Origin of the sequence: Bifidobacterium sp. W8110 (assembly GCF_016101375.1) — a bacterium.
In the GTDB taxonomy this organism is placed as follows: Bacteria; Actinomycetota; Actinomycetes; order Actinomycetales; family Bifidobacteriaceae; genus Bombiscardovia; species Bombiscardovia asteroides.
Window position 1 is genome coordinate 469583 of the sequence record NZ_JACFQO010000001.1, and the last position, 25912, is coordinate 495494.

Below are 25912 nucleotides of genomic sequence, written 5' to 3' on the forward strand. Positions count from 1 at the left end.
TATTGATCAGGTCTGCATGCGATATTCTGACAGAAAGAGCGATGTCGGTTTGTCATCGCCAAGTTTTATAAGGAGGTCGTCGGATGAGCAACGACAAGGCTGTTCTGGTAGGCGTCGATGGCTCGGACGCCAGCTACAAGGCGGCATGGTGGGCCGCCAACTACGCTAAGCATGCAGGGCTGACCCTGCAAATCGTCTGCGCATATTCCCTTCCCTCATATGCGGCCGTTTCTTTCGACGCGACCTACACCACCATGGGAGACGATGTAGCGGCTCACAACGACGCCCAGGAGATTCTCTCCAAGGCCAAGGCAATTGCCGATGAGCAGGGGGTTAGTGCAGCCACGCTGATCGTGACGGGGGATCCCTCATCGGTCTTCGTGGAGCTGAGCCGTAACTACCGACTGATTGTCATTGGGAACCGGGGCAAGGGCGGCCTGGCCGAGCGTCTGCTGGGCACCACCAGCTCCAGCCTGCCCGCCTACGCCTACTGCCCTATCGTGGTGGTTCCTTACACCGACGACGACGGCAACCTGATGCACCTGAGCAACGACATCAAGCGGGTTGCTGTGGGTTCCGACGAGTCCAAGTGGGGCCTTAAGGCCCTGCAGATCGCCGCAGCATTCGCCGACAGCTGGAATGCCGAACTTGATGTCATGTCGGCAGTGCCCAATATCTCCGGGCTGACTGGTACGGGTTCGGCCGAGGAGCGCAGCGTCATGGACTCCTACCTGGATGACCTCAATACCCGAATCGAACCGCTCATGAAGACCTACCCGAATCTGCGCATCAACAAGACCGTGGTGCCTGGCTCGGCTGTGGAGGCTCTGACCCAGGCCAGCAAGACCCATGACGTGGTTGTGGTCGGCTCACGTGGTCGAGGCGGCTTCACCGGGCTCCTGCTGGGATCGACCAGCCAGGGGCTCCTGCAGCATGCCGTCAGCCCCGTCTACGTGGTGCCGCGCAAGTATGTGGAGGCAGAGGAGTCCGGGCTCAAGGCCGCGGCGGATGCTGCCGAAACTACCAATGTGGCTGATATTACCGGCGTGGAGCAGGTCTCTGTGGATTCGGCCAAGCCTGAACAGCTGGCTGACCTGGAGTCGACCATAGACCCCGAACACGAGGAGTAGGGGCAGGACAATCCGGAAAAAGCAATGACAAGGAGCGGGGACCCCCCGAAGTTCCATGAACCTGGAGGTCCCCGCTCCTCTACTGTTGCCGGATCAGTGGCGAACCTTGACGGAGATCCGGACCGGGGTCTCCCGCTGATAGGTGTGTGCCACGGTGCAGGATTTGGCGATATGGCGGCGGATCCGCTCCTCCAGCTTGTCTGCATCCTCCTGGGCCAGCCTGGCCGAAGTGGCATCGACGTCCACCTGCTCATCGAAGCTCAGGTAGGCGTCATCGTCGGCGTCATAGGTGCCGTCCACCACGATTTTCGCCCCCTTGCCCTTACCTAGGGCGCTCTCCACGGCGAATTGGCTGGAAAGGGCTCCGCAGGCGGCCAGGGCAATCTTCATCAGGTCGCCGGGGTTGAACTGATCCTCGCCCTTGCCGAAGGTGATGTGGGCGCCGTTGTCGCCATAGGCATTCCAGGTGCCGTCCTTGTCGCGTTCAACCCAAAGTCTCTTGCCCATCTGTTCCTCCTTGTTCAGCACCCGGACGGGTGCGTCATCCGGATCCGACCCTGTGGCCGGACCTGCTCCTCCAATCTAACCCGGACCGTGCGATTCGTCACCGGGGCGCGCTCAGCTGACCGAGGACTTGATAGTATGGCCGCATGGCCTTGACATCGGAAGAACTGCAGCGCATCCGTACACGTATCCCTGAGCGTCCCGACTCGGACATTTCCACCCCTTATGAGGATCTGGTGCGCACCATCCTGCGCGAAGGCACTCTGAAGTCCGACAGGACGGGCACTGGGACCATATCCCTGTTCGGGCGGCAGATGCGCTTCGACTTATCGCATTCCTTCCCCCTGATCACGACCAAGAAGGTCTACTTCCGAGGCATCGCCTACGAGCTGCTCTGGTTCCTGAAGGGGTCACAGAACGTGCGTTGGCTGCAGGAGAACCGTGTGCATATCTGGGACGAGTGGGCCGACCCGGAAACCGGGAATCTGGGACCGGTCTATGGGGTCCAGTGGCGCAGCTGGCCAGCCCCGACGCCGGAGGACCCCAATCACACCATCGACCAGATCGCCAAGGTGCTGGATCTGATACGCACCCACCCGGACTCCCGTCGAATGATCGTCACTGCTTGGAACCCAGCCCAGGTTGACAGCATGGCTCTGCCTCCCTGCCATGCGCTCTTCCAGTTCTATGTGGCCGATGGCAGGCTGAGCTGCCAGCTCTATCAGCGCTCCTGCGACATGTTCCTGGGGGTGCCCTTCAACATCGCCTCTTACGCCCTGCTGACCCTGATGATGGCCCAGCAGGCAGGTCTTGAGCCGGGGGAGTTCGTCTGGACCGGAGGCGACTGCCATATCTACGACAACCATGTGGAGCAGGTTCTGGAGCAGTTGTCGCGCAAGCCCTATCCCTATCCGACCATGCGCATCCACAAGGCCGACTCCATCTTTTCCTATCAGTACGAAGACTTCGAGGTGGTGGACTATCAATGTCATCCCGCCATCAAGGCACCAGTGGCGGTCTGATGGTGCGCTGAGCCGAATACGGGCACCGTCGAATCCGAAGATTAGAATGTATTCGTATATCTACTCACTATGAGGAGTGAACGCAACAGATGGAGCATGACAATAGTCGAAGCGGCTATCACGAACCCGAGCCCGGTCAGGCCGGGCTTCTAGGTGATGAGGAATGGCGGCATCAGGAAGAAGAGATAGGCCGCCGCTCATCGGTCAATATGATCTGGGCGCAGGCGCATGCCACTGACGGTCGGCGTGGCGCCATCGGTTATCACAATGCGATGCCCTGGCATCTGAGCGAGGACATGCGGCACTTCAAGGAGCTGACCGTATCCCATCCTGTCATCATGGGGCGGCGGACCTGGGTCTCCATGGGGGAGCGGCCACTGCCCAAGAGGGATAACATCATTCTGTCCAGTGACCCAGGGTTCCGGGCACCGGGCGCCACCGTGGTATCTGCTGCCGACGATGCCCTGGAGCTGGCCCGGCAGGAAGCCATTCCCGACGATGGGATGGATCGCAGTGAAATCTGGATCATCGGCGGCGCAGGGGTCTTCAGCACCTTCTTTCCACTGTCTGACGCGGCCTATGTGACCGACCTTGATTTGCAGACTCCAGCTGATGTCTTTGTGCCCGATATGGAGGAGTTGGTCAGCAAGCGGTTCTGGCAGGTGCGCGACAAGAGTCAATGGATGACCCCTGCCAAACCGGACCAGGCGGCTGCCATCCCACGGTTCCGGTACATCACCTATGGGAAGGTGCATTGATGGGCCAGAATTCCGAAGGAAAGGCTTCACAGGGCCCCTATAACGTCATGACCGTCTGCACCGGCAACATCTGCCGATCGCCCATGGCTGAGATCATCCTGCGCAAGTTCTTTCAGGATCGCGGACTGGATGAGGACCAGGTCAGGGTGGAATCCAGCGGGGTCAGCGATGAGGAGTTTGGCAACCCTATAGATCGGCGTGCTCAGAGGGTTCTGCGCGAGCGTGGCTATGAGGTTCCGGCCGATCACTTCGCCCACCGGATCACCCGGGAGGAGGCAGAAGACGCGGACCTGCTCCTGCCCATGACTGCCGACCATATGCGCGCACTGCTCCGTCTGCTGCCTTCAGGCAAGCGTTCCGCCGTGCACCTGTACCGCAGCTTTGACCCGAATCTGCCCACACCGGCGCCGGGTCGGGAGAGCCGAATCGATCTGGTGGACCCCTGGTATGGCGGCCCACATGAGTTCGAGGTGGCCATCGATCAGATTGAGCACACCGCGCCCTACATCGTCGACTGGGTGGTGCGTCAGCTGTCCTGAATGCACGAGCGGTTGATGACTGTAAATAACAATTAGGCCCCTTGTTTCCTTATGAATCTTAGAGGCTTACTGGCTGGTGACCCCGAGCTGAATCGAACCGTCTAGATGACGAGACTTGTCGAGGATTGTTTGCAAATGTGGTGGGTAAATGCTGGGAATTCGTAAATAGTCAGTCTCGCATTTTCTGATGCGGTGGGATTGAGGCATGCCATTTTGAATTTGGAAAGGCCGGGAAGCGCTCCTCCGCTTGCTGCGATTACTCCACCACTTATTGCATCTGTGGCATTGCTGTGGGAGTGGCCTGGGGACAATCCCCTGGTTTCCATAGGTTATTTCACTACCCCGGAGGGTCTCCAGGCCTTGGGGCTAGGTTATCACGTGCTCTTGGTCTGGTGGGTGCGAGGCGTTACGGGTGTGACGTGCATGGGCAGGCTGTAGAGCTTGCGTTCGGCTTGTTCAGCGGGGTTCGCCGGTGGCGGTACCGGGCGTTTGCACAGATCGGGCCTGTTCGATCCCTGTCGTCGTAGGCTGTCTGCCCTCGGTGAAGGCCTCGAAGTCTTCGTGGTAGCCATGCATCGGCCTGCGATTCGGACTAGCAGAATGGACCTGCAGGCCTGCTTGAGTTGAGTGTTGGCCTTTTCCAGCTGCCCGGTCGGCCCGGCTCCGAGCCCATACCGGTCGAGCGCGAGGAGGTGCTGGTGAAATGCGGTTTCGTGGATCGGTTTATGTCTCTGGTCGGGGTGGGTTGGCGCATGGGGGAGGTCTGCTGACTGAAGTGGTCAGTCGTAGGCTTCGACACCGGCAACGATAGAGATGTGCAGGATAGCCAAGTATGTGGGGGGCGTGGAGCAGTTCTTCAGGGATTCGACAAGATGTACAGCAACCCGAGCATGACACGGGATTTGTGCATGCAGCGCAACCTGTACAGCAGCAGGGCCGCTGAGGAGCTCCAATGCCTTGTTTGCGGATGCCCTGGGATGATGGTGAATATGCTGGGTAAGCGCTGGGGTCGGTTCTGAAAATCGAAAAGGCCAAGAAAACAGAAACCCCTCAGGCCCGCCGTTTCAGCGAGTTGAGGATTTTATGGTGGCTCCGAGCGGGATCGAACCGTTGACCTAGCGATTTTCAGTCGCTCGCTCTACCAACTGAGCTACAGAGCCATGAACAGTCGAAAAGACCCGGGCAAACCGGGCCAGACCATTCCCAGCGACTCCGGCCGGACTTGAACCGGTGACCTCCGCCGTGACAGGGCGGCGCTCTAACCAACTGAGCTACGGAGCCGAGGCTGCTCGAACAGCCAAGAGGAAAGTTTACATGAGCGCCGGAGGAATGCAAGCCCCGGCGCGTCGCTGCCTAGTCCTGCTGTTGCCAGCTATCGGTGTCGATGTGATGAGCAGGGTTGGCCTGCCAAGCTTTCCAGGCTGATTCGACGATCTCCTCGACGCCGTACTTGGCATGCCAGCCCATTTCAGTGTTGATTCGGGTGGGGTCGCCGATCAGGTGCGGCGGGTCGCCGGCGCGGCGGGGCTTGATGGCCTCAGTGAAAGGCAGACCGGTTACCTTCTTGACCTCGTCTACGATTTGGCGAACTGAAGTGCCTTGGCCGGTGCCCACATTGAAGGCATCGTAGCGGCGCTGGTCGCGGTCCAGGTAGTCCAGGGCGGCGATGTGGGCGTCGGCCAGGTCGGAGACGTGGATGTAGTCTCGCACGCAGGTGCCATCGGGGGTGGGATAGTCGTCACCGAAGATGGCGGGCGCCTTGCCCTGCCGCAGCCTGTCGAAGAGCATGGGGATTAGGTTGAGGACGGCCGGGTCCTCCAGGCTGACTGGTCCGCAACCGGCAACGTTGAAGTAGCGCAGGGCGCAGAAGCGGATGCCGTAAGGTTGCTCGCAGGCCCGGGCCATCCACTCGCCGACCAGCTTTGTCTGGCCGTAGGGGTTGATGGGGACCATGGGCTGCACGTCTTCGGGGACCACGTCGACCGGCGGCTCGCCGTAGGTTGCGGCTGAGCTGGAGAAGACCAGCTTCTTGGCATCGGTCTTTGCCATTGCGGATAGGACGTTGATCATGCCGTTCAGGTTCTGCCGGTAGTACCAGATGGGCTTCTCCACCGACTCGCCCACCTGTTTGCGGGCGGCGAAGTGGATGACCGAGTCGACCTTGTTCTCCTCGATGATCTCAGCCAGACGTTCGTCGGCACCAGGAGCGGCCACGTCAGCGCCGTAGAGACGGGCATTGCCGATCCGATTGGGTTTGCCATAGCTGAGGTCATCGACCACGACGACCTCCTTGCCGGCCTCCTGCAGGGCGTGAACCACATGGGCGCCGATGTATCCGCAGCCGCCTGTAACCAAAACTGACATCTGCATGCCTTTCCTGTCGAGAACCGGACGTAAGGGACTGTTCGGTTTTGCAATCTTTTGTTATTTTTTGTTCTAGATTGAGTATATCACGGGAACATGTTGGGGCTATGCCCGCTTGTATCCGCTTTCTAGGATATATATGAGCTGTGATGAGTGCAGAAAGACAGAGCAAAGCCCCCATGCGGTCCATTGTCTCCTATGTGAGGCGGTCCGAGAAGCTCAGCGACCGGCTGGCGAGGGCTTGGGCTCGGTATTCCTCCAGATACCTGCTCGATTTTGGTCAGGCTGAGGGCTCGTTGACAGTTGCCGAGGACCTCCGTTGTGATGCAGCAATGATCGGGTCGGTCTGGGGACGGGATGCGCCGCTGATCGTCGAGATCGGATCCGGCCAGGGGGAGAACGTCGTCGCCAGCGCCCGGGAGCACCCAGATAGGAACTACCTGGCCCTGGAGGTCTATCAGCCAGGGTTGGCCCATACCATGCTGATGGCCGGTAAATCCGACCTGGATAATTTGCGGCTTGCCCAGGTCAACGCCCCGGACCTTCTGGCCCGGATGGATCCTGGGCTGATCAAGGAAGTCTGGACCTTCTTCCCCGACCCCTGGCCCAAGATGAAGCACCACAAGCGTCGTCTGGTCCAGCCGGCTCTGGCTGAAGATCTGGCGAGGTGCTTGGTGCCTGGCGGCATCTGGCGAATTGCAACCGACATCGAGGATTACGCCCTGCATGTGCATGAGGTGATGGATAAGAATCCGAGATTCAAAAACCTGGGCAATCTACGAGTCAGTCTGCCCACCCAACATGTCGGCAAGGGGACGGCTGATCAGGCCAAATCCCTGCCTCATGCCGTGTTCATGGAGTCGGAGCGGTTCGACGGCAGAATCGTGACCAATTTCGAGCGTAAGGGGATCAAGGCCGGACGGGTCATCCACGACCTGACCTATCAGGTTTCGGCAGACTGACCATAGAGTGCGCATAAACATGAAGAGCGAGGGAGGCCCCCGATGGTCAAGAGGATAGTGGTGGGAATGCTGGCCCATGTCGATGCCGGCAAGACCACGCTCTCGGAAGCCATGCTTTACCGGGGCGGAGGAATTCGTCGTCTGGGCAGGGTGGACCATGGCGATGCCCACCTCGACACCAACGAACTGGAGCGTCAACGTGGCATCACCATCTTCTCCAAGCCAGCCCGGCTGACCTATCGCGATGTCGATCTGACCCTCATTGACACACCCGGCCATGTGGATTTCTCAGCCGAGATGGAGCGGGTTCTCTCAGTCTTGGATTATGCTCTTCTGGTCGTCGATGCCGCAGCCGGATTAGAGGGGTATGTCGATACGCTTTGGCGACTTCTGGCACGCTACGGGGTACCCACCTTCATCTTCATCAACAAGTTGGATGCCCCTGGTGCTGATGCCGCTCGCATTCTTGAAAGCTGCAAGCAACGCTGGTCTCCGGACTGCTTCGATTTGAGCCGTGGACTTGGGCATGGCGATATGGAGGATGTGGCCCTGCTCGACGAGAATGTGATGGAGGAGTATCTCAAGACCGAGGGCATATCGGATGAAAGTCTGGCGAGACTGGTTGCCGACCGCCGCCTCTTCCCCTGTTTCCTTGGGTCTGCCCTGCGCTTGGACGGAATCGACGCGCTCCTGGAGGGGCTGGAGCGGTACACCCTTTCGCCTGCCTACGGCAAACAGTTCGGTGCAAGGGTGTTTAAGGTATCGCATGATGACAAGGGTGCCAGATTGACCTGGCTCAAGGTGACCGGTGGCGGGCTGCCGGTCAAATCCTCTTTGGCCACCGAACTCCGTCATGGAGATGAAGCCAGCAAAGAATCGGGTTCTGTTGCGGAGGCGTACAGGACAGCTGGAGATATAGGGAAGAACGGACGCGTTGAGACCAGGGAGACGGTTGATCAGCTTCGTGTCTATTCGGGAGACTCCTATAGGTTGACGGATTGCGCCCAGGCCGGAAGCATTGTGGCGGCAACCGGCCTTGACCTGACACGTCCGGGGCAGGGGCTTGGGTGCGAGCGGAAGGATCTGACTCCTGTGCTGGAGCCGGTGCTGTCCTATGCAGTGGAGGCCGAAGGGGTGGACCCGCACCACTTGTTGAGCGCCTTGCGCATCTTGGAGGATGAGGATCCCCTCCTGCATGTGGCCTGGCAGGAACAGCTCCAGGAGATTCACCTGCGTATCATGGGCCAGGTTCAGTTGGAGGTGATTCAGGAGGAGTTGGAGCGACGGTTCGACATGCAGGTCTCCTTCAGCCAGGGCGGAATCCTCTATAGGGAGACTATCGCGGCCCCCGTCGAAGGCGTTGGACATTTCGAGCCCCTCCGCCATTACGCCGAAGTTCATCTGCTCCTGGAACCTACAGAGCCGGGCAGCGGTCTCAGTTTTGCGTCGACCTGCAGTCTCGATCGCCTGGACGGGAACTGGCAGCGGCTCATCATGACCCACCTTGCGGAGAAGGAGCATCTAGGAGTTCTGACGGGTTCGCCCATCACCGATATGCGCATCACCTTATTGGATGGCCGCGGCCATATCAAGCACACCGAGGGCGGGGACTTCCGCCAGGCCACCTACCGGGCCGTCCGGCAGGGGCTGATGAAAGCGCACAATATACTTCTGGAGCCCTGGTACCATTTCAGACTCACTGTTCCTCAAAAGAATTTGGGCAGGGCCATGTCGGACATCTACCGGATGAAGGGCGGCTTCTCGGAACCGCAGGCAGACGGGGATACTGTCGAATTGGAAGGGGATGCGCCAGTATCTCAGATGCGTGATTATGCCATCCAGGTCAGCACCTACACCCATGGCCGCGGACATTTGACCTGTTTCTTCAATGGGTATCGTCCCTGCCAGGACCAGGATGCTCTTGTGGATTCCATCGGGTACGATCCCGAGTCCGACCTGGAGAACACCCCTGACTCGGTCTTCTGTGCCCACGGAGCTGGATACGCGGTCAAATGGAACAAGGTGGAGGACTTCATGCACCTACCCGGCGGCCAGTACATCTGAACCATAGCCTTGAGGATTGTGTTCGGTGATCATCGGCATCGAGTGGCACGGGGAAAAGATCATTCTGGGCGGTCTGCCCTTATTGGTTGATGATTCACCTAGAATTACGAACATGATTGATCATCTGACGCTGAAGGTTCGGGATATCCGGGCTTCCATCGATTTCTATAGCAAAGCCCTGGCACCTTTGGGGTATGTGGCCAAGGCCCACCATGAGCCCACCATTGGGTTCGGTGCTGAGGATGATGGGGCCCACTCGGACTTCTATCTGACACCAGGCGAGGACGGGACCGGTTCACCGGTGACGCACATAGCCTTCAGGGCCGCTGATGCCGCAACGGTAGATGCCTTTTACAGGGAGGCGCTCGCTGCCGGGGGCCGTGACAATGGTGCCCCCGGGCTGCGTGATTATCATCCCAGGTACTATTCTGCTTTCGTCTTGGATCCGGATGGAAACAATGTCGAAGCAGTGGTGGACTGGTCGGGATCCCAAAGGTAACCGCGTCAGTCCACATACGGGATCATGTCGTCATCTGGGCGGCTGGGAAGGCCTAGGATGACCGGTATGACCTATACAGCCGCATTCGATGTGGGCACCACGCAGGTCAAGGCCGTTCTTGTGGATGACCAAGGCACTGCCAGGGTGTGTGCGTCCAGCGGTCTTCTGCCCATTGACACAACTGACGGACGTGTCGAGCAGAATCCCGAGGATTGGCTGCAGGCCTTCATTGAGGTGTCCCGTGACCTTTTGGCTAAAGCTGGGAAGATTCTTGAGCATTTCAAGAGCGACCAGGTCACCGGCATCATCATGAGCGGACAGATGCAGGACCTGATCGCCTTGGATGCGCAGGGGCAGCCTGTCGGGCCGGCGATCCTGTACGCGGACGGCAGGGCCGAAGAAGAGTCTGCTGAGCTGACGGAAATGTATGGGGCTGATTCCTTCCGCGCCCGAATGGGGAATCCGTGCGATGGGTCCCTGCCTATAGCCAAGCTGATGTGGATGTCCAGGTATCAGCCCGACCGGTATGCGCAGGTTCGCCACGTGCTCATCGATGCCAAGGATTATCTGATTTGGTGGCTGACCGGTGCCTACTGCGGCGATATGACGGCCTGCTCGACGGCAGGCGCCATCTTGCCCGGCTGGAAGTCGGGCGGATCGTTCCATACCTTGTTGCTTGGTGTGACCGAGTTGTTCAAGGTCAACGCCCACTGGTTGTCAACCACGGTGTCGGCCGGGGCATCCTCGGCCACGACGCCCTCGAATCTGATGATGATTCTGGGATTCGTGCCCGCCAGCCAGTTCCCCCGCACATAGTCGTCGGCGAACACGAGACGCACGGCATGGTTCGCGTCGTTCCACTCGCTGCGGTACTGGCTCTTGGGGATGAACTTGCCGGTGGTCAGGTCGGTGACCTCCAGGGTCTGCTTGTCCGGCTGGAAGTGCTCGTCATACGTGTCGGTGACCGCCACCTCGACGATAGTGTAGGCGAGACTGTCGGGCAGGTGCGGCTGGGTTTCCAGACGGTATTCGAGACGCTGGCCGGGGAAGACGATCTTGCCGTCCACGCTGTCCTGGGCGCCGCCTTGGGAGGATTCCCCGACCACATCCTTGACCACGGACGGCACGTAACCGCAGACCTTCGGCTCGTTGGTTTCGACCGTGTGGGTGTTGATGGTCTGCGAGCCGGCGTTGGTCAACTCCGCGCCGTTCTTGCCGGCGGTGCAGAACGTGATCTCGTCGTCCGCTTCGATGCCGAAGTCATCGCGCACCTGGCCCGCTCCGGCCCCGTTGGCGTAGTTCGCGCGGCCGGGCACGAGCATCGTGATCTGCCTGGCCTTCTCCAAGTCCTTCAGTCCGGTCAGGTAGGAGGCCTTGGCTGTGGCGGTGACCACGGTGCCATCGGTTGTGATGTCCCACTGGTCGGTGATGTCACGGCCACGGTTGGCGATGTCGCTTACGCTGCTTTCGCGATCGGTGCCCGCGTCCGCCTCGTACACTCGGACGTTCGCCGCTTCATCGGCGTCGAACAGGTAGTCGGCGGCTGTCCAATCATCGACCAAGGTGAGCGTCCGCGGGGCCTGGATCAGGTTCGCCGGCACGGTGCCGTTGACCACGGAGGCCACGCGGTCTCCGTCGAGGAACACCTTGCCGTCGCCGCCGGTCTGGTTGGTGCGGTCGGGGTCGATCACGGCCTGCCACTTGCCATTAGTGTCGAGCATGATCCAGCTTTTGTCGGGATTGGGACGCCAGGTGTCGAACTCGCGTTCTCCCGCGTCGGCCTCGGGCAGCTGGTTCCACTTGCCCCACGCATGGTCGCTGATGTTCTGGTAATCGGATGGCAGGCTGACGGTCACATCGAAGCCGAACACATACTCGTGGTCGAACGGCATCATGCCCTTGTTGGCCGAACGGACCGCGCTGACCGTGTTCGATGCGCGGTCCCAACCGATCTCGAACTCGTTGGAGACATCGCGATTGTTGTCGGTGGCGTCCACGAGCGTGAAGCCGTCCACCGTGTAATCGACGCCGTTGGGTTCGATCACGTCCCTGAAACTCAGCTCGTAACCGCCCCGGCCGGTCCCATACGTGATGGTGGTGCGGTTGGTCATCTGGTCGGCGCTGACGCCTTCCTCGATGCTTTTGACCGGATCGGCCGGCGGCACGGCGCTGACCTTCCAGGTCTCCGCCGGATCCCGGTCCGTGGTGTCCACGGCCGCCTGCATGCTTCCCTGCCTGGGCACTTGGATGTCGATCCAATATGTGCCCTCGGCCCAGGAATCCATGCCGAAATCACCCGGCGAGGCCAGGTTGTCGATCACGGTGTCGCCGCTGTTGGCGAAGCTGATCGGCTTGCTCACGCTGCCCGTCGGCGTGTAGGGGCCGCCATCGTAGTGCACGATCGCGGTGCCGTGCAGGGTCTCCTTGATCGACGAGCCGCCGTTGTTCGCGTGGATGGTGTCGCCGACCGGCGTGGTCGAGCCGACCTGCATGTCGGTCTGCTGGCGGTGCGAGGTGGTGACGGTCAACGGATAATCGACGGGCGGCTGGTTCTTGGCCAGCACGACCACACGGAACGAGGCATCGGGATTGGCGTTGATGGAATCCTGCACCAGGCTATCCACCGAACGCACGCCAAGTCGATCGGTCCACGTGGTGCCGGTCGTGTACGACTGGCCTTGGTACTGGTAGGTGCCGCGCCCTTCGGCGGCCCATTGGGACTCCCAACGCTGACGCGCGTTCGAACTGACATAGGAACCGCTGAACACGCCGTTGCCGAGGCGCGCGTAGCCGACAGCGACCATCCGGCATTCCGCGTCACCCTCCCCGGTGTATGAGGCCTTGCACTCCGAGATCGCGTCGGCAAGGATGGCATTCATATCCACGAACTGATTCGACCCATCCTCCAAATCGGAAGACAGGGTGGTGCCCGAATCACGTATCGCCTGCTTCATGCCCTCCAGAGTGGCGGGCCAGGAATCCTTGTAGATCCAATGCACGTCGGCGGTCTGCGATGGAACCTGCCCGCCGGAACCGCCACCGCCCTCGCCGGAACCGCCACCACCGCCCTCGGCGAACGCGGCTGGCGCCAGATATCCCAAGGCCAACGCCCCTGCGGTCAGGGCAGCCACCAGCATCGTGCGCCAGCTCTTCTTCCCACCTGACATACGTATCCGTCCTTTCAGTCGGAAGCGCCCCATGATGCGCTCCCTCCCGTTTCACACGGATACGGAAAATGCGGGCGACCATTCACGGACGCCCGCATCCTTCCTTGTCCCTGGAAGAAGAACGCACCGGCGGGCCTTCCGCCGGGACGCCTTCCCCCAGCTTCCCCCCGTTAACTGCAATCAGCAGCGGACAACCATTCAAACAGTCTGCCATTACATGCACGAATATTTATTCAACCATCTATTAAATTAAAATGGCTTGATTCCATTTCTATTGAGATGGGAACCAAGCCATATCTCATGCAACAGTAAAATGCATCAGAATACATCGTTATCTAATGCGATACATTGAGAATATAATTCTTAGTTATCCTAAGGTCTTAGGATGCCGGACAGTTTGCGGTGACGTCTTGTTGGATGCCGGAGGGGTCGCCGAGTTTGGCTTTGTCGATGTTGTCTTTGAAGAATCGTCGGGTCGCGTCATCGGCTCGGTCAGGGCTCATGAATCCCATCTCGGGGACTTTCTCCAGTTCCTTGAGCGCTTCTTCGCTGCGCTCCGGTTGAGAGGAATAGGTGTTGAGCCATTCCTTCTCCCACGCGCACTGGAAGAGATTGGACGCCTGGGTGTCTCCCCATCCTTGTTGGAAGGACGTGCCGGAATCCGACGGCATGGATTCAGGCGGGGTGTAGTCCTGGGGCCAGGAGAGTTTGCCGATGGATTCCCGGTATTCCTTGTTGATCTCGTCGTAGCCGACGATTTTCCTGGAGTCGCCCGCGCTCGAGACGTCGCCGTTGGTGCAGCTGGCGAGGCTCAGGGCGAGGATGCCGGCGCATGCCGTCGCCAGCGCTTTCTTGCCTGCGTTTGTGAGGGTGGATTTCATCTTGGTTGCATCTCCTTGTTGGTGATGTGTGTGGTGTTTGGGCTACCGCAGTGCCAGTGCCGGTTGGAGCCTGGCCGCGCGTATGGCGGGGACGAGGCTCCCGATGATCGAGGTCGCCAGCGCCGCCGAGACGGCTGCGATGGCGGCGGCGAGGGGGAACGCAGGGGGTTGCAGAGGCGAGTATGACGGCAGGAACGCCGGGAGCGCGCCTACCGCGCATGCCGATATGGCGACGGCCAATAGCGACACCGAAAGACCGATGATGAGCTGGCTTCCGATCACCAGGCCTATGAGGGATGCCCGCGTGGCGCCGAGCGCGCGTCTGACGAGGAGCTCGTGTGTTCTGGATTCCAATGACGCCAGGCCGATGTTGACGATGCCGATGGCCGAGACGAAGAGCAGCAGGATGGCGCAGACGCCGAACGCGATTTGCATGACCGTGATCACCGATTCGTAGCTTTGCGCGTTGTCGATTGTCTGAACGCCGGACACGGAGCCTCCTATGGAGTCGAACAGGATGTCCTCGACAACGGTCCTGACCCGTTGCTTGCCGAGTTGCGGGAAATCCAGCCAGAGGATGGTAGCGCTTCGCGAAACGATCCTCATGTATTGGGTCAGCGCTTGGGCGTTGACATAGATGGTCGGGTCCGTGCGTCCGTCGTTGACGACGCCGGTCACGGTGAACGGGGTCGCGATCGTGGTTTGGTTTGTCTTCGCGTATGCGGTGGAGTCCTTGGGAAGGTTCTGTTCCGCGGCGAGATTGACGACGATCGATGCGGTCGATCGTTCGCCGCCGGCGTACCAGCGTCCGGATTTCATCGGAAGGTTGTAGATGCTCGAATATCCGGGAGTGGTCGCCACGACGTCTCCCTTGATTCCTCCGCTTGACTGCGTTCCGGGAGAGAACGTGATGTCGGTATCAAGGTTGAGGATGATTGCCGTCTCATGGTTCTTGGCCGCGATTGCGTCGGCGAGGCGCGAGAAATCATCCGCGTCGCTCAGCCTCGGGCTGTTCATGGAAACGGTGACCAGCGGGGTGCGCCCGTAGAGTTGTTCGTTGATCGCCACCAGGTAGTCCTTGCCGATGGTTCCCGCGAGGACGGCGAGTATGACCGCCACGATCCCTATGAGCATCGACAGACCGGTGAGTGCGGATCGCAATGGGGCGAGCCGTAGATCCTTAATCAATTGACGGAGCATGGAGCTCGCCTCCGGACATGGTGTACGTGATGTCGCAGGTGGCGGCGAGATCATCGTCATGGGTGACGAGCAGCAAGGTCGTGGCATGCTCGCGCACTGCGTCCCGCAGCACCGAAAGCACCTCGCCGCTGGTCTTGGTGTCGAGTGCTCCGGTCGGCTCGTCGCAGATGAGAAGCTCGGGCTGGTTGACCAGGGCCCGGGCGATCGCCACCCGTTGCTGTTCGCCGCCCGAGAGTCTTTTCGGCAGTTCCCCCGCCTTGTCCCTGAGACCGACCGAAGCGAGCGCGGCAAGGCACCTGCGCCTGCGGGCCGAGGCGGAAGCGCCCGTGGCGCGGGGACGGCGGGCATGCTGGCCGTACCACAATGCCAGCTCGACGTTTTCGAGCGCCGATAGATGACCGATCAACGAATAGTTCTGGAACACGAAGCCGATGTGCCCGGCCCTCATGAACGAAAGCCGCCTGTCGGACAACGCGCCGACGTCTTGGCCTTTGTACAGGTAACGGCCGCTGAACTGCGTGTTCAGCATCCCGATGATGCTTATCAGGCTGGTCTTGCCGGCTCCCGACTTGCCCACTATCGAGTATGTCATGCCGGCGAACAGCTCCAGGGAGACGTCGTTCACCGTCGTGAGCCTGTCCTTGTTGCCCAGGGTCACGACGGCCGACACTCCCTGCAGGGCCACGAGCGGCTTCGTCGATTCAGACATGCGGTGCCGCCCTACTTGGATTGCGAATCCAGATCGGGAGGAGTGGCCGACACGGCGTCTCCCGCCTTCAGTCCCGAGGTGATTTCGATGCGGGCGCCGTCCGTGGCGCCCAGGCCGACGTCGAGAACCGTGCCGTCGGGACGGCGGACCTGTCCCTTCTGCAGTCTGCCGGCCACGGCGGTGACCGGCAGCAACGCGACGTCGTTGCGTGCCTGTGCCGTCACGACCAGTATCGCCGACTGTCCCGCCCTCACCAAGGAATCGGTGGGAATGAGGCAGGCGTAGGAATCGGAGATCGAAATCGTGGAGGACTGTCCCTCCGCTCCGGAGGATGCGTCCGAGGCCAATGGCACGACGCCCGAGCAGTCCGTCGGGCCGACGCCATCCGTGACCTGGAATTTCCCGGCGAAAGGAGCGTTGCCGACGGTCGCCACGAGATTGGATAGATCCCCGGTCAGGCCGAAGCCGTCGAAACGCAGGGTCACGACCGGATAGTTGGCGGGGACGGTCGTTCGCGCAGCGATCACGCTCACGACGGTCGCGCCCACGGGAGAAACCAATTGCCGGTCTTCGACACTTCCCAACACAGTCCCTTGCTCGACCCGCTGGCCGGATTCCACCGACGGGACGAAGACGCCGACCTTGGTCGCCAGCACGGCGAAATCAACGCCAGCGCCGACCTGCGCTTTCAAAGAACGCGTGGGAACGATGTCACCGGTCTCGACCCGCACCGTTTGCGCGGTCCGATTACTTAACGCACTTGCAGGTTGCTCTCCATACTGCTTGTTTTCAGTCGAAGAGCAACCTACAAGTGCAAGAGGTATCAGCAAGATGACAATCGCCCGCTGCATACGTCGAATATTCATCTTGACCTCCATTAGTATGTGAGGTTACCACCCCAATTAGTGTCGCAGAACCAAGTGCAAGCTCCCATTCTGCCTTGGAAGGCGAAACGAGTGCCAACGAGAATATTATCCCAAGACTTAGCTCCAACGGTATTCCACTGAAGTGAGTCCGTGAATTGCGGTCCTCCTGATGCCTTCATGTTACGAAGCCCGAGGCGCAGATAGTTTGACGGCATGTTATTCACTGATAGGCTGATAGGGCCGGTGAATGTATGCGTGCGTGTGTAGTCGTACTGCACAAGGCTGCCGGACTTATTGAGTTCTCCCGACACATAGGCATTATCGGCCCATGCTGTCCCCTCGCAACCGATAGCGAGGGCAACGGCAGCCGCACTTGCCGTAAGAAGTTTGATATGACGTTTCATGATATGCTCTCTTTCTCTGGGAAGCATGTCAATATGGAGGCCAAGTCAACCGCGTCTTAGCTCTCCCGATATCAGCGGATACCCTGTTTTCTGCACAGATGTCAAGTCATAAGCCTTGACGTTTGTCAACCGTGTTTCCCTTCGTTGTTTTGGCTTCAGACAACAGCCTAGCGCTAAAAGTATCGGTCTTGCCAGTGCGAATTGTTTTCCTCATTCATGGTTGCTGTCTAAGTGGTCGAGTTCGTGTTCGATGGCGTGGCGCAGGATCTGTTGCATGGGCGTGCCGTGTTCGGCGGCGGCGATCTTGAGGCGGTTCTTCAGACGGACGGGCAGGCGCAGGGAGAACATGACCAGTGGCTCGCCGGCGTTGTTCTGCCCGGCGGATTGCTTGTCTTCGGCCTGTTGGTCGAGGACTTTGTCGAAGGGCACGGGTCTGGGCAGTGGTTGGTAGTTGCCTTTCATGCCAGTTCCTCCTTGGCGATGCGCGTTAGTTCGTCGGCTAGGTCCCGGTATTCGTACAGTTGCTTGGGGTTTATGCCGAGCGAGGTCTTGATCGGTTGTCGTTTGGCGATGAAAGTGTCGAAGCGTGCGGTGTCGGTTTGTTCCAACGCGGCCAGGGTCTGGGCCCAGGCGTTGGTGTTCGCTTCGACGCGCACCGGCAGTAGGGCCGCCCTGGTGGCGCGTCGGGCGCGGTCGAGCGTGTCCCATGCCTGCTGGAGGTCCATCGGCGAGTCCGAGGTGGGCACGATGACGAAATCGGCCACGGCCAACGTCTTGTCGAGCAGCGGGCCTTGCGGAGGGGCGTCGATGATCGACCATTCCCTTGCGGCCGGGTCGCCGCCCAGATGGGCGAGGGTGGCCATGTTGGCCGGCAGCACGTCGAAGGGCAGCGGGTCTCCCGCTTGTTCGGCGGCGGCCGCCCATAGGCTGGCGCTGGACTGCGGGTCCGCGTCGTAGACCGCCACCTCGATTCCGCGCCGGGCCAGCACGGCGGCCAGATAGATGCAGCTGGTGGTCTTGGCCACCCCGCCCTTCGCGTTCGCCAACGCTACTCGCATGATGCTTCCTCCTTGGATTCGGGACCATTCGCCGGATCGCCGGCATGGTCGGTTGTTTGATTGCTTGATTGTCGGATTGCTTGATTGTCTGTTTGCATGATGGTTTGACGGTCATGCGGCTCATTCTTGGGTTGGGCGCGGCCTGCGGCGCGCCATCGGCGTTGCCCGCGTTCCATGCTGGCCTTGCCCCGGGCCGTGTCGAAGACTTCGGGATGGGCTTGGAGCCAGTCGACGAACAGGCCCCAGCGCCGGGCCCAGGGCACCGTGCGGTCGCGGCAGGGCACGCCGTCGGCTTCCGCTAGACGGGCGATCTGGCGCCGGTCGGTGCACGAGCGGCCGCCGTACAAGCCCCATTCCAGGCCGGCGGCACCGGCGTAGGCCAGGCATTCGGCCCTCACCGGGCAGTCGTGCTCGCATACCGACGCGCCCGCCTGTCGGAACACGCGGGCCAGGGGATGCTTGTCCTCGAACTCCAGGCCCCACATCAGGTCGGCCCACGGCTGCGGGAAATCCGCGCAGCATCCCATGTTCTTCCACGCCTCCGGCGAACGGGGCGCGGCATCCGCTATGCCGGTCATGCCTTGGCCTCCTCGTGGGATTCCTTGTCTTCGGCGCGGTCGGTTTTCTCTAGGCCGATGGCGTGGCTGGCTTGGTTGCGCCGGTCGTAGGCGCACACCGGACACTCTGCCTGCTTGGTTTCGCCGTCGAGGTGCGCCTGGCACAATGCGATCGACAGGATGCCGCCGCCGTAGACCGGCACCCGCCAGGCCAAGCCCGAACTAACCGCCACCGGCCGGTCTGGATCATGGACCGGCGTGAGCTCGGCAGCAGCGGCATGGCTGCCGGAATGCTGCGGACCTCGTGCCCGCTTGGTGTGCATGTCGAGGCTGACCTGCGCGAAGTAGCGTTCGACCATCGTGCCGTCCACCAGCCATGAGATCCAGCGCGGATTGCCATACGCCCAATCAAGGATCGTCTCGACCTCCGTCAGAGAGCGTTCCATCAGCAGCTCGTGGACCTTGCGTCGGTCTCGCATCGACGCCGGCCTGGCTGCCTTCGGGTCGATGGCCGCCACACGGTCATGGATCAGCGTCAGCACGCGAACCTCCTGCAGGGCCCGGGAACGCACCCGCTCGTCCGCATCCTCCGCCCCTGGCGTCCACAGCGGATCGCGTACGCCCTTGGGAGGCAGCGCCAGACGCCAATCCGGTGCATCACGCTCGCTTCGCTCCTCCTCGGGTTGTTCCCCGGCGAGGGGAATGTCCCCGTAGGGGACAAGGGGAGCATTGGTTATCACTTGTCTATTGGGTGACATGACATCACCTCTCTTCGGACAAGATGTCACCTCACCGGCGGGATCGCCCTGGGGTGACATTGTGTCAGGTGACACTGCGTCAGGTGACGCCATGTCACCCCGCGCGCACTCCTTGCTCCGCGATGGTTCGGCTGTACTGGGTTTCGCTGGAACGTCCTTGCCTGCGTCGGTCTCGCCGGGATCGGTGATATCCTCCGGCTCGGTCTGCGCGCCCTTCATCACCACGTCCCACACCTTGGAACGATGCCCCCTGGGGATGGGCTCGTGGCTGCGGGGATTGCGCGCGGCCAGCTCCTGGTCACCCTCGCGCAAGTAGCCCAGCTCCTGCAAACGTTTCAACGCGCGCAGCACGGAACGGCGCGTGCAATGGCAATGTGCCGCGATGGTGTTGACCGACGGCCACGCGCCGCACCCGTCGTCGTAATACGCCCTTCGCGCCAGATACACCAACACGAACTTCTCCGACAGGCTCAGCCGCTCGTCCTGCAACTGCCACGCCCACTGCTCCGCCGGCCCGCTCATCGCGCATCCTCCTCGCGACCCCTGGCATCATGGAGCCGTTCGCCGATGCGGTCGCCCAACGCGGCCGCGCGGCACAACGCCCACACCGCCAGCAGACACACGACGATTGCGACGACGGCCACCGCCGCCACAGCCCGGCCCATCTCAGGCGCTCCGGCGACGACGGCGCGACGAGCGCGCGGGATGAAGCAACACCGCCAGCAGGTGCGCGCGGGCGATCCGCACACGCAGCGACGGGATGGTTTTCATGGCTCCCGCCGCACGCGGGGCGGAAGCGATGGTAGGATTGGTCATTGCGATAACTCTCTTTCAATGGAGGGCGAATCCCGGGACTCATGTCACTTGAATCGCTCGGAATCCCGCCCAAGGTTGTCGATCAGCCCCGCACCAAGCGCCAACACGGTGCGGAGCGCTTTCGTTTTCCATGTTTTTCCCGGCCCGGTTCGACCAGACCGAACCGGGGAGGCGGTCGTATTGCGCAACCAAGCGCGCCGCCCATAGCATGGTGCGCACAAGCCCCCAAGGGCACGCGAGCGAAAGGAACGGACATGACCGGCAACACCACGGCAAGGACACAGGCCGTCGAACTGGGAGAGCACCTGCGGGAAGTCGCCGCATGGAACGTGCGACTGCACCTGGCCAAGGAAGAACTCGAACAGCAGGCCCTGTGCGAGGCGGCCGGCGTGACCAAGACCACCATATCGGCCAGAATGAACCTCGACGCCGCATGGGACCTCAACGCCATCGCGGCCGCGGCCGTCACCCTCGGCATGCCTCCGGCCGAACTGCTCGACGACACGCTGTACGACATCGTCAACAACGACGACACGAACACAAACGAAGGCAAAGGTGCATCGTTGGTGGCAGCACTGACCTCGACGCTCCTGGCACGCCACATCGCCGGCAGGTGCGACCCGTTGAAAACAAAAGGCTCCTGCCGAATCACAATGATGGCGACAGGAGCAAACCGGTACCCCCGGAGAGAGTCGAACTCTCGCTGTCAGATTGAAAGTCTGGTGTCCTAACCGTTAGACGACGGGGGCGAACGAAGCCATGGTACTCGATACCCCTGGACCATGGCAAATGCCGACCTGTCGCAGGTCGGCAAGAGTGAGGTTCCGGGCAGTGTGTTGCCTGGCCGCCTGGTCTACTTCTTGATAAAGGCCTGGTACCGTTCCTGATCGAGAACCTTGTCGATTTCGCCTATATACTCGACCCACTCGTTGTTATGGGTGAACCCTCTCTTGAACTTGTAGAGGCCGTCACTGTCGTCAAAGCCGAATATGCCGCCGAAGTCATAGCGCTTCTTGCCGCTGGCGATCGCGTGTTCGATCTGCGCCCACTGAACCAGGTAGGGTGCCATGTAGTTGCGCATGATGTTAAGGCTGCCTCCATACATGTACCACGACTTGTCGCCGAACTCGAAGTTGAGGGCACCGGCGATCGCCTGGGAATCAACGCGGGCCAGGTAAATGCCCAGAATTCCCTTGCCGGCGCAGTTCTGGACCATTCTGTCGAAGTAGGCCTTGGGGCGGTAGGCGATGCCATGGCGTTGGCTCATCACCTCATAGGTGTGGTAGAACTCGTCCATGGCCTCCTGGGTCTCGTCGCGCTCCACCTTCACCCCCTTGCGTCCAGCCAAACGGATGTTGTAGCGGGTCTTGGAATGGAAGGTCATGATCAGGTCATCCGGATCTACGCCGTCGATGTCGAGGACCACATTGAAGCGGGGCTGGGTGGTGGCATGGGCCTCCTCCTTGGGGAGGTTTCTGTTGCGCATCACGTAACCGTCAGCCTTGAGCCTGGCGTTGAGATCGTCGTCGAAGGGAACTTCGGGATCCAGACGGAGGAGGAAGCAGCTCCGGGCCTCCAGCTCCGGCATGGCCTCCTCGACCAGGGCATTGAGGGTATCTACGTCGAAGCGGTCGCCTACCGGACCCTTGGTGGCGTATGCGAAGCCGTCGATGGTCAGAACCGACATGGCTGCTCTCGGGTGCTCAAGGGGGCCCAGATAAACGTAAAAACTGCCCCAGTTGTTCTTGATCCTGCCCCATTCAACGGACTGTGTTATGGAGGTGAAAGGTGCCTTCCTTACATAATCCTCATATGCGTCTATCCGTGAATCGTCAGCGGTCAGAATCGGCATTATCTAAACTCCTCAGTAATTCCTCTTTATTTTTACTACAGGGGGAAGTATCGGCCCAAAGAGGATGTAATCATTGCACATCCTAGTCTGCTCAAAGTATATAGGGGCCGGCTTCACCGGTCATCGTCCGAACCCAGCTCCTGGTCACGACGGTGGAAGAGTTCCATCTGTTCGCGGATCCAGACACGTTCCGCAGGGTTGATGTCGGCGGATTCCAGGTACTTCTGGTAAACGGGGTAGAAGGCTCGCAGGATGGGGTAGATGGCGTAGAGGGTGTGCTCGGGTTTCTGCTCCCTGGTGTGCTGGGGGTGGGCGTCAAAGGTGTTCTTGAAGCGCTGCATGTAGTGGCGGAAGGATGTGAAGGAGGTGTCCATCCGGCGGGCGCTGATGCCCACGTTCATGTCCTTGCAGTAGACCGTCTTGAATCCCTGGTCAATCAGGTGCAGGGAGATATCGACATCCTCGTGCATGATGTCCTCCTTGTCCCTGCAGACCTGGTTGCGTATGGCCCGCCAGGCCGTGGCGCGCAGGGCCATGTTGGAACCGTAAAGCAGGTATTGCCCGTCGTCGGCCCGGTAGATGGCCCGGCGGATGGTGTTGTCGCCCTTGAGCCCGATCTTCTTGCCTGGCATGTCATAATAGGCCACTGGTCCAGTGGCGCCCATGGCTTTTGGATCACGGGTGAAGACGCCGGAGACCACCTCGACCCAGTTCGGTCGCAGCATGCAGTCCGCATCGATTCGGCCCAGTACGTCGCCGGTTGCCCGGTCAAGTCCGTAATTGCGGGTGGGAATCAACCCTTGCTCGCTGTCCTGATGGAGAAGCTTGACATGCTGGTCAGGGTGCTGGTCGATGAATTGCTGCACGATGGAGGCCGTTGCGTCCGTGGAGTGGTTGTCGACTACCAGCACCTCCTTGGGTGCCTGGCTCTGCCTGGTGGCGTTCAGGAGGCAGTCTTCAATGCGTTCTTCCTCATTCCAGGCGGGTATGACTATGGAAACGGTCAACATACCCCTCAGGATACGTGTGCCCGGATACACCGTCGGCTCAACCTGCGCTCAATAGCCCGCCATGTCAGCCATCTTGGGATAATGGAACATATGGCCAACGAGCAAAAGCAGCGCTTCGATTTCGCGACGGTCTTCCCGCCCAAGGGGGATTCACGCCGACCTCCGGAATGGTTCGGCCGCGCCCTACTCTACGTGGTCATAGCCGTCTTCCTGGCCTGGTTCGCCTACTCCTCCTGGTGGAAGATCGAATTCCTGGTCTTGGACGTGGTGATCGCCATCTTCGTCTCCCTGGCCATGGAGCCCCTGGTGCTCAGGCTGGTCAAGCATGGCTGGCGGCGAGGAGCGGCCTCGGCGGTCACCCTGATAGGTCTGATTATTATTGTGATCGTCCTCTTGGGCATGTTCGGCAATCTGCTGGTCCAGCAGGTCATCGGCATGGCCAACGGGCTGCCGGCCCTCTATGAGCAGGTGGCGGAATTCATCGCCAGCCGCACCCCTTGGCACCTGCCGGCCATGCAGGATTTGGGCGGGGAGATCGTCAAGAATATCCAGACATCCTGGGTGACGGACTTCGCGGGGCAGGCTTTGACCACCACCGTGGGGCTGGCAGGGTCCTTCATCAATATCATGACCGTCCTGCTGGTCATCTACTACATCTCCGCAGCAGGCCCCAAGCTGCGCCGCAGCCTCTGTCAGTGGCTGGCACCCAGGAGCCAGCGTCGTTTCCTCTTCGTCTGGACCATCGCCCAGGACCAGATCTCCAGCTTCCTGTTCAGCAGGACCATTCTGGCGCTCATCTCCGCAGCCTGCATGTCGGTCTTCCTGGTCATCCTCAAGGTGCCCTACTGGTTGCCGCTGGCCCTCTTCTGCGGGCTGGTATCCCAGTTCGTGCCTACCATCGGCACCTACATAGGCGGGGCCGTCCCCATAGTGGTGGCCTGGGGGAGCCGTGGACTACTGGTGGCTGTGATTGTGCTGGTTTACATCATCATCTACCAGCAGATCGAAAACATGATTCTGGCCCCCAAGATCTCCCAGCGGACCATGGACCTCAACCCCGCCATCGCCTTCCTGTCCGTACTGGCACTGGGCGCGGTCTTCGGTGCCCTGGGCGCCTTCCTGGCCCTGCCTCTGGCGGCCAGCTTCCAGGCCATCTTCTCGGCTTCGGTCAAGCATTACGAGCTGATTGATTCTCCGCTCATGCAGGATCCCAAGCCGGTCGGCAAGTCCAAGGTGGTCGAGGGCGTCGAGGCCTTCAACGAGCACGTGGTCCAGCCGATGGCCAGCCACGTGGGCAGCCGGTCCGCCAAAGGGTCCAGCGCCAGGGTCCGAGTGGAAGACCCTGTCATGACCATTGCCAGCCAGCTCTACCCGGCAGCATCTCCGACTGCCAAGGACCTGGATGAGTCGGCCACGGTGCCCATACCAAAGTCCGCCTCGGCCCCGGTAAAGCACAGGCCGCTCAGGGGTGCCGAGACCGGGGACGAGGCCTCCGAAGGGGAGGATAATCCCCGCAAGGAGTGGCGCTGATGGCCCTGCTCAAAGTGCTGGACGTTCTGATGCTGCTGCTGGGTGGAGTGGGCATCGTCTACCAGGCCATCTGCATTGTCATCTCCTTTGTCTCCAAGCCTGTGGTCTTTCCCGATGCCCCCTTCGACAAGCGGTTCGCCGTCCTTATTTCCGCCCGCAACGAGGAGCAAGTTGTCGGTCACCTGATTAACTCCATCAAGGAGCAGACCTATCCATTCTCCATGGTCGACATATGGCTGGTGGCCGACAACTGCACCGACAACACCGCAGATCTGGCCAGATCCCTTGGCTGCCACGTGGTCGAGCGGCAGGACCCGGGCCGGGTGGGCAAGGGCTACGCCCTGACCTTCCTGCTGGAGCAGATACTGGATCGGGGTCTTGATTCCCGCTACGATGCCTACTTCGTCTTTGACGCGGACAACATCCTGGACCGCCACTATATCGAGGAGATGAACAAGGCCTTCCAGTCCGGCTTCCGCATACTGACCAGCTACCGGAACTCGGTCAACTTCTCGGACAACTGGGTCTCCTCAGGCTCGGCCCTATGGTTCATCCGCGAATCCCGGTTCCTCAATACCTCAAGGATGGTCATTGGCTCCAGCTGCCACGTGGGCGGCACCGGGTTCATGTTCTCCAGGGAGGTTATGGAGCGCAACAATGGCTGGAAGTTCCACCTGCTGACCGAGGACCTGGAGTTCACCATGGACTCGGTTCTGCACGGCGAGCGCATCGGCTATTGCGGCACCGCCATCCTCTATGACGAGCAGCCGGTCACTTTCAAGCAGAGCTGGCGGCAGCGGCTGCGCTGGAGCAAGGGCTTCCTTCAGGTCTTTCGCTACTATGGGCCTGCTCTGATCTCCCGGGCTTTCCGTGAACGCGACTTCTCGGCAGTTGACCTGACCATCCTGATCTGCCCTCTGACGGTTCTGGGTCTGGTCCGCTGCTTCTTCGGTCTGCTCTTCCCGGCTCTGGGTTTCGTGACGTGGACCAGTCAGATAACCACCCTGATCGATGGCATTGCAGCTGGGATTCTGGGCCTCCTGGCCATGATGGGCCTGGCTGCCCTTACCGTGCTGGCCGAGCGCGACAAGATTGGCGCATCCAACAAGGAGCTTTTCGCCTACTGCCTGAGCTTCCCCATCTTCATGCTCAGCTACGTGCCCATCTCCTTCCAGGCCATTTTCGCCAATCCTGGATGGAAGCCCATCGAGCACTCGGGGCATTAAGGTCGGTCATCGCTCGATTCGCAGCGATATGGGGAT

General features: G+C 60.7%; 23 protein-coding genes, 3 tRNA genes and 2 pseudogenes. 10 read left to right on the forward strand and 18 right to left on the reverse strand.

Annotation, left to right across the window (positions count from 1 at the left end; all coding sequences use genetic code 11):
• Positions 1-83: 83 nt before the first annotated feature.
• On the forward strand, positions 84-1130 hold the full coding sequence (locus H3T88_RS01955) for a universal stress protein (protein ID WP_015022278.1): 1047 nt from the start codon (positions 84-86) through the stop codon (positions 1128-1130).
• A gap of 93 nt (positions 1131-1223) precedes the next feature.
• Here the strand turns inward: H3T88_RS01955 and H3T88_RS01960 are convergent, their stop codons facing one another.
• Positions 1224-1637: an OsmC family protein gene (locus H3T88_RS01960; protein WP_110417558.1), complete on the reverse strand. Its 414-nt coding sequence runs from the start codon at positions 1635-1637 to the stop codon at positions 1224-1226.
• 143 nt (positions 1638-1780) lie between these two features.
• Here H3T88_RS01960 and H3T88_RS01965 point away from each other — a divergent pair, with 143 nt between their 5' ends.
• The 3 genes from H3T88_RS01965 to H3T88_RS01975 all read left to right on the forward strand — a co-directional run bounded on the left by H3T88_RS01965 (position 1781) and on the right by H3T88_RS01975 (position 3953).
• Positions 1781-2656, forward strand: a complete 876-nt coding sequence (locus H3T88_RS01965) for a thymidylate synthase (protein ID WP_198203343.1) — start codon at positions 1781-1783, stop codon at positions 2654-2656.
• Between the two features lie 89 nt (positions 2657-2745).
• Positions 2746-3414, forward strand: a complete 669-nt coding sequence (locus H3T88_RS01970; protein ID WP_198203344.1) for a dihydrofolate reductase — start codon at positions 2746-2748, stop codon at positions 3412-3414.
• Positions 3414-3953 (forward strand): low molecular weight protein-tyrosine-phosphatase, encoded by a 540-nt coding sequence (locus tag H3T88_RS01975; RefSeq protein WP_198203345.1) that lies wholly within the window; start codon positions 3414-3416, stop codon positions 3951-3953. The genes H3T88_RS01970 and H3T88_RS01975 overlap by 1 nt, the downstream gene beginning before the upstream one ends.
• 1084 nt (positions 3954-5037) lie before the next feature.
• Here the strand turns inward: H3T88_RS01975 and H3T88_RS01980 are convergent.
• The 3 genes from H3T88_RS01980 to galE form a co-directional block, all read right to left on the reverse strand.
• A tRNA-Phe gene (locus tag H3T88_RS01980) sits at positions 5038-5113 on the reverse strand.
• Positions 5114-5160: 47 nt separating this feature from the next.
• Positions 5161-5234, reverse strand: a tRNA-Asp gene (locus H3T88_RS01985).
• Positions 5235-5306: 72 nt separating this feature from the next.
• Complete coding sequence (gene galE / locus H3T88_RS01990) at positions 5307-6317, reverse strand: UDP-glucose 4-epimerase GalE (protein WP_198203534.1); 1011 nt, start codon at positions 6315-6317, stop codon at positions 5307-5309.
• 149 nt (positions 6318-6466) lie between these two features.
• Between galE and trmB the strand changes: the two genes are divergently transcribed.
• The 4 genes and pseudogenes from trmB to H3T88_RS08620 all read left to right on the forward strand — a co-directional run.
• The gene (gene trmB / locus H3T88_RS01995) at positions 6467-7279 is read left to right on the forward strand and encodes a tRNA (guanosine(46)-N7)-methyltransferase TrmB (protein ID WP_198203346.1); all 813 of its coding nucleotides are present in this window, start codon (positions 6467-6469) and stop codon (positions 7277-7279) included.
• Positions 7280-7321: 42 nt separating this feature from the next.
• Entirely contained in the window at positions 7322-9343 is a 2022-nt protein-coding gene (locus tag H3T88_RS02000) for an elongation factor G (protein WP_198203347.1), read from the forward strand.
• 112 nt (positions 9344-9455) lie between these two features.
• Entirely contained in the window at positions 9456-9842 is a 387-nt protein-coding gene (locus H3T88_RS02005; protein ID WP_198203535.1) for a VOC family protein, read from the forward strand.
• A 66-nt stretch (positions 9843-9908) separates the two neighbouring features.
• Positions 9909-10406, forward strand: a pseudogene (locus H3T88_RS08620) (FGGY family carbohydrate kinase); the annotation flags it as partial.
• Positions 10407-10474: 68 nt separating this feature from the next.
• Here H3T88_RS08620 and H3T88_RS02010 read toward each other — a convergent pair.
• From H3T88_RS02010 to H3T88_RS02075, 14 genes and pseudogenes are all read right to left on the reverse strand, one after another.
• Positions 10475-13009, reverse strand: a pseudogene (locus H3T88_RS02010) (LPXTG cell wall anchor domain-containing protein); the annotation flags it as partial.
• A gap of 380 nt (positions 13010-13389) precedes the next feature.
• The gene (locus H3T88_RS02015) at positions 13390-13890 is read right to left on the reverse strand and encodes a hypothetical protein (protein WP_015021892.1); all 501 of its coding nucleotides are present in this window, start codon (positions 13888-13890) and stop codon (positions 13390-13392) included.
• 42 nt (positions 13891-13932) lie between these two features.
• Positions 13933-15090, reverse strand: a complete 1158-nt coding sequence (locus tag H3T88_RS02020) for an ABC transporter permease (protein ID WP_046323242.1) — start codon at positions 15088-15090, stop codon at positions 13933-13935.
• Positions 15071-15799, reverse strand: coding sequence for an ABC transporter ATP-binding protein (locus H3T88_RS02025; protein WP_015021890.1), 729 nt, complete (start codon positions 15797-15799; stop codon positions 15071-15073). The genes H3T88_RS02020 and H3T88_RS02025 overlap by 20 nt, the downstream gene beginning before the upstream one ends.
• Positions 15800-15810: 11 nt before the next feature.
• The gene (locus H3T88_RS02030; RefSeq protein WP_141650097.1) at positions 15811-16665 is read right to left on the reverse strand and encodes a hypothetical protein; all 855 of its coding nucleotides are present in this window, start codon (positions 16663-16665) and stop codon (positions 15811-15813) included.
• Between the two features lie 11 nt (positions 16666-16676).
• Entirely contained in the window at positions 16677-17069 is a 393-nt protein-coding gene (locus tag H3T88_RS02035) for a hypothetical protein (RefSeq protein ID WP_046323241.1), read from the reverse strand.
• A 210-nt stretch (positions 17070-17279) separates the two neighbouring features.
• Entirely contained in the window at positions 17280-17531 is a 252-nt protein-coding gene (locus H3T88_RS02040) for a hypothetical protein (RefSeq protein WP_015021887.1), read from the reverse strand.
• On the reverse strand, positions 17528-18127 hold the full coding sequence (locus H3T88_RS02045; RefSeq protein ID WP_015021886.1) for a ParA family protein: 600 nt from the start codon (positions 18125-18127) through the stop codon (positions 17528-17530). The genes H3T88_RS02040 and H3T88_RS02045 overlap by 4 nt, the downstream gene beginning before the upstream one ends.
• Positions 18118-18705 (reverse strand): WhiB family transcriptional regulator, encoded by a 588-nt coding sequence (locus tag H3T88_RS02050; protein WP_015021885.1) that lies wholly within the window; start codon positions 18703-18705, stop codon positions 18118-18120. Before H3T88_RS02050 ends, H3T88_RS02045 begins: the two co-directional genes overlap by 10 nt.
• On the reverse strand, positions 18702-19964 hold the full coding sequence (locus tag H3T88_RS02055; RefSeq protein ID WP_110417553.1) for a helix-turn-helix domain-containing protein: 1263 nt from the start codon (positions 19962-19964) through the stop codon (positions 18702-18704). Before H3T88_RS02055 ends, H3T88_RS02050 begins: the two co-directional genes overlap by 4 nt.
• Before the next feature lie 144 nt (positions 19965-20108).
• Positions 20109-20258, reverse strand: coding sequence for a hypothetical protein (locus tag H3T88_RS02060; RefSeq protein ID WP_014484172.1), 150 nt, complete (start codon positions 20256-20258; stop codon positions 20109-20111).
• Between the two features lie 677 nt (positions 20259-20935).
• A tRNA-Glu gene (locus H3T88_RS02065) sits at positions 20936-21007 on the reverse strand.
• 104 nt (positions 21008-21111) lie between these two features.
• Entirely contained in the window at positions 21112-22110 is a 999-nt protein-coding gene (locus tag H3T88_RS02070) for a lipid II:glycine glycyltransferase FemX (RefSeq protein ID WP_198203348.1), read from the reverse strand.
• 113 nt (positions 22111-22223) lie between these two features.
• Positions 22224-23120 (reverse strand): glycosyltransferase, encoded by an 897-nt coding sequence (locus H3T88_RS02075; protein ID WP_110425678.1) that lies wholly within the window; start codon positions 23118-23120, stop codon positions 22224-22226.
• A 90-nt stretch (positions 23121-23210) separates the two neighbouring features.
• Here H3T88_RS02075 and H3T88_RS02080 point away from each other — a divergent pair, with 90 nt between their 5' ends.
• Both H3T88_RS02080 and H3T88_RS02085 read left to right on the forward strand, forming a co-directional pair.
• Complete coding sequence (locus H3T88_RS02080) at positions 23211-24650, forward strand: AI-2E family transporter (protein ID WP_198203349.1); 1440 nt, start codon at positions 23211-23213, stop codon at positions 24648-24650.
• Positions 24650-25876, forward strand: coding sequence for a glycosyltransferase family 2 protein (locus H3T88_RS02085; RefSeq protein WP_198203350.1), 1227 nt, complete (start codon positions 24650-24652; stop codon positions 25874-25876). The genes H3T88_RS02080 and H3T88_RS02085 overlap by 1 nt, the downstream gene beginning before the upstream one ends.
• Positions 25877-25912: the final 36 nt, after the last annotated feature.

Bases quoted from the DNA above. Each gene is read 5' to 3' on its own strand.
- H3T88_RS01955 (WP_015022278.1), top strand. From the start codon at position 84: ATGAGCAACGACAAGGCTGTTCTGGTAGGCGTCGATGGCTCGGACGCC.
- H3T88_RS02080 (WP_198203349.1), top strand. From the start codon at position 23,211: ATGGCCAACGAGCAAAAGCAGCGCTTCGATTTCGCGACGGTCTTCCCG.
- H3T88_RS02045 (WP_015021886.1), bottom strand. From the start codon at position 18,127: ATGCGAGTAGCGTTGGCGAACGCGAAGGGCGGGGTGGCCAAGACCACC.
- H3T88_RS02075 (WP_110425678.1), bottom strand. From the start codon at position 23,120: ATGTTGACCGTTTCCATAGTCATACCCGCCTGGAATGAGGAAGAACGC.
- H3T88_RS02070 (WP_198203348.1), bottom strand. From the start codon at position 22,110: ATGCCGATTCTGACCGCTGACGATTCACGGATAGACGCATATGAGGAT.
- H3T88_RS02085 (WP_198203350.1), top strand. From the start codon at position 24,650: ATGGCCCTGCTCAAAGTGCTGGACGTTCTGATGCTGCTGCTGGGTGGA.
- H3T88_RS02020 (WP_046323242.1), bottom strand. From the start codon at position 15,090: ATGCTCCGTCAATTGATTAAGGATCTACGGCTCGCCCCATTGCGATCC.
- H3T88_RS02015 (WP_015021892.1), bottom strand. From the start codon at position 13,890: ATGAAATCCACCCTCACAAACGCAGGCAAGAAAGCGCTGGCGACGGCA.
- trmB (WP_198203346.1), top strand. From the start codon at position 6,467: ATGAGTGCAGAAAGACAGAGCAAAGCCCCCATGCGGTCCATTGTCTCC.
- H3T88_RS02055 (WP_110417553.1), bottom strand. From the start codon at position 19,964: ATGAGCGGGCCGGCGGAGCAGTGGGCGTGGCAGTTGCAGGACGAGCGG.
- H3T88_RS02050 (WP_015021885.1), bottom strand. From the start codon at position 18,705: ATGACCGGCATAGCGGATGCCGCGCCCCGTTCGCCGGAGGCGTGGAAG.
- galE (WP_198203534.1), bottom strand. From the start codon at position 6,317: ATGTCAGTTTTGGTTACAGGCGGCTGCGGATACATCGGCGCCCATGTG.
- H3T88_RS01970 (WP_198203344.1), top strand. From the start codon at position 2,746: ATGGAGCATGACAATAGTCGAAGCGGCTATCACGAACCCGAGCCCGGT.
- H3T88_RS02035 (WP_046323241.1), bottom strand. From the start codon at position 17,069: ATGAAACGTCATATCAAACTTCTTACGGCAAGTGCGGCTGCCGTTGCC.
- H3T88_RS02040 (WP_015021887.1), bottom strand. From the start codon at position 17,531: ATGAAAGGCAACTACCAACCACTGCCCAGACCCGTGCCCTTCGACAAA.
- H3T88_RS02000 (WP_198203347.1), top strand. From the start codon at position 7,322: ATGGTCAAGAGGATAGTGGTGGGAATGCTGGCCCATGTCGATGCCGGC.
- H3T88_RS02060 (WP_014484172.1), bottom strand. From the start codon at position 20,258: ATGACCAATCCTACCATCGCTTCCGCCCCGCGTGCGGCGGGAGCCATG.
- H3T88_RS01975 (WP_198203345.1), top strand. From the start codon at position 3,414: ATGGGCCAGAATTCCGAAGGAAAGGCTTCACAGGGCCCCTATAACGTC.
- H3T88_RS02005 (WP_198203535.1), top strand. From the start codon at position 9,456: ATGATTGATCATCTGACGCTGAAGGTTCGGGATATCCGGGCTTCCATC.
- H3T88_RS01960 (WP_110417558.1), bottom strand. From the start codon at position 1,637: ATGGGCAAGAGACTTTGGGTTGAACGCGACAAGGACGGCACCTGGAAT.
- H3T88_RS02025 (WP_015021890.1), bottom strand. From the start codon at position 15,799: ATGTCTGAATCGACGAAGCCGCTCGTGGCCCTGCAGGGAGTGTCGGCC.
- H3T88_RS02030 (WP_141650097.1), bottom strand. From the start codon at position 16,665: ATGAATATTCGACGTATGCAGCGGGCGATTGTCATCTTGCTGATACCT.
- H3T88_RS01965 (WP_198203343.1), top strand. From the start codon at position 1,781: ATGGCCTTGACATCGGAAGAACTGCAGCGCATCCGTACACGTATCCCT.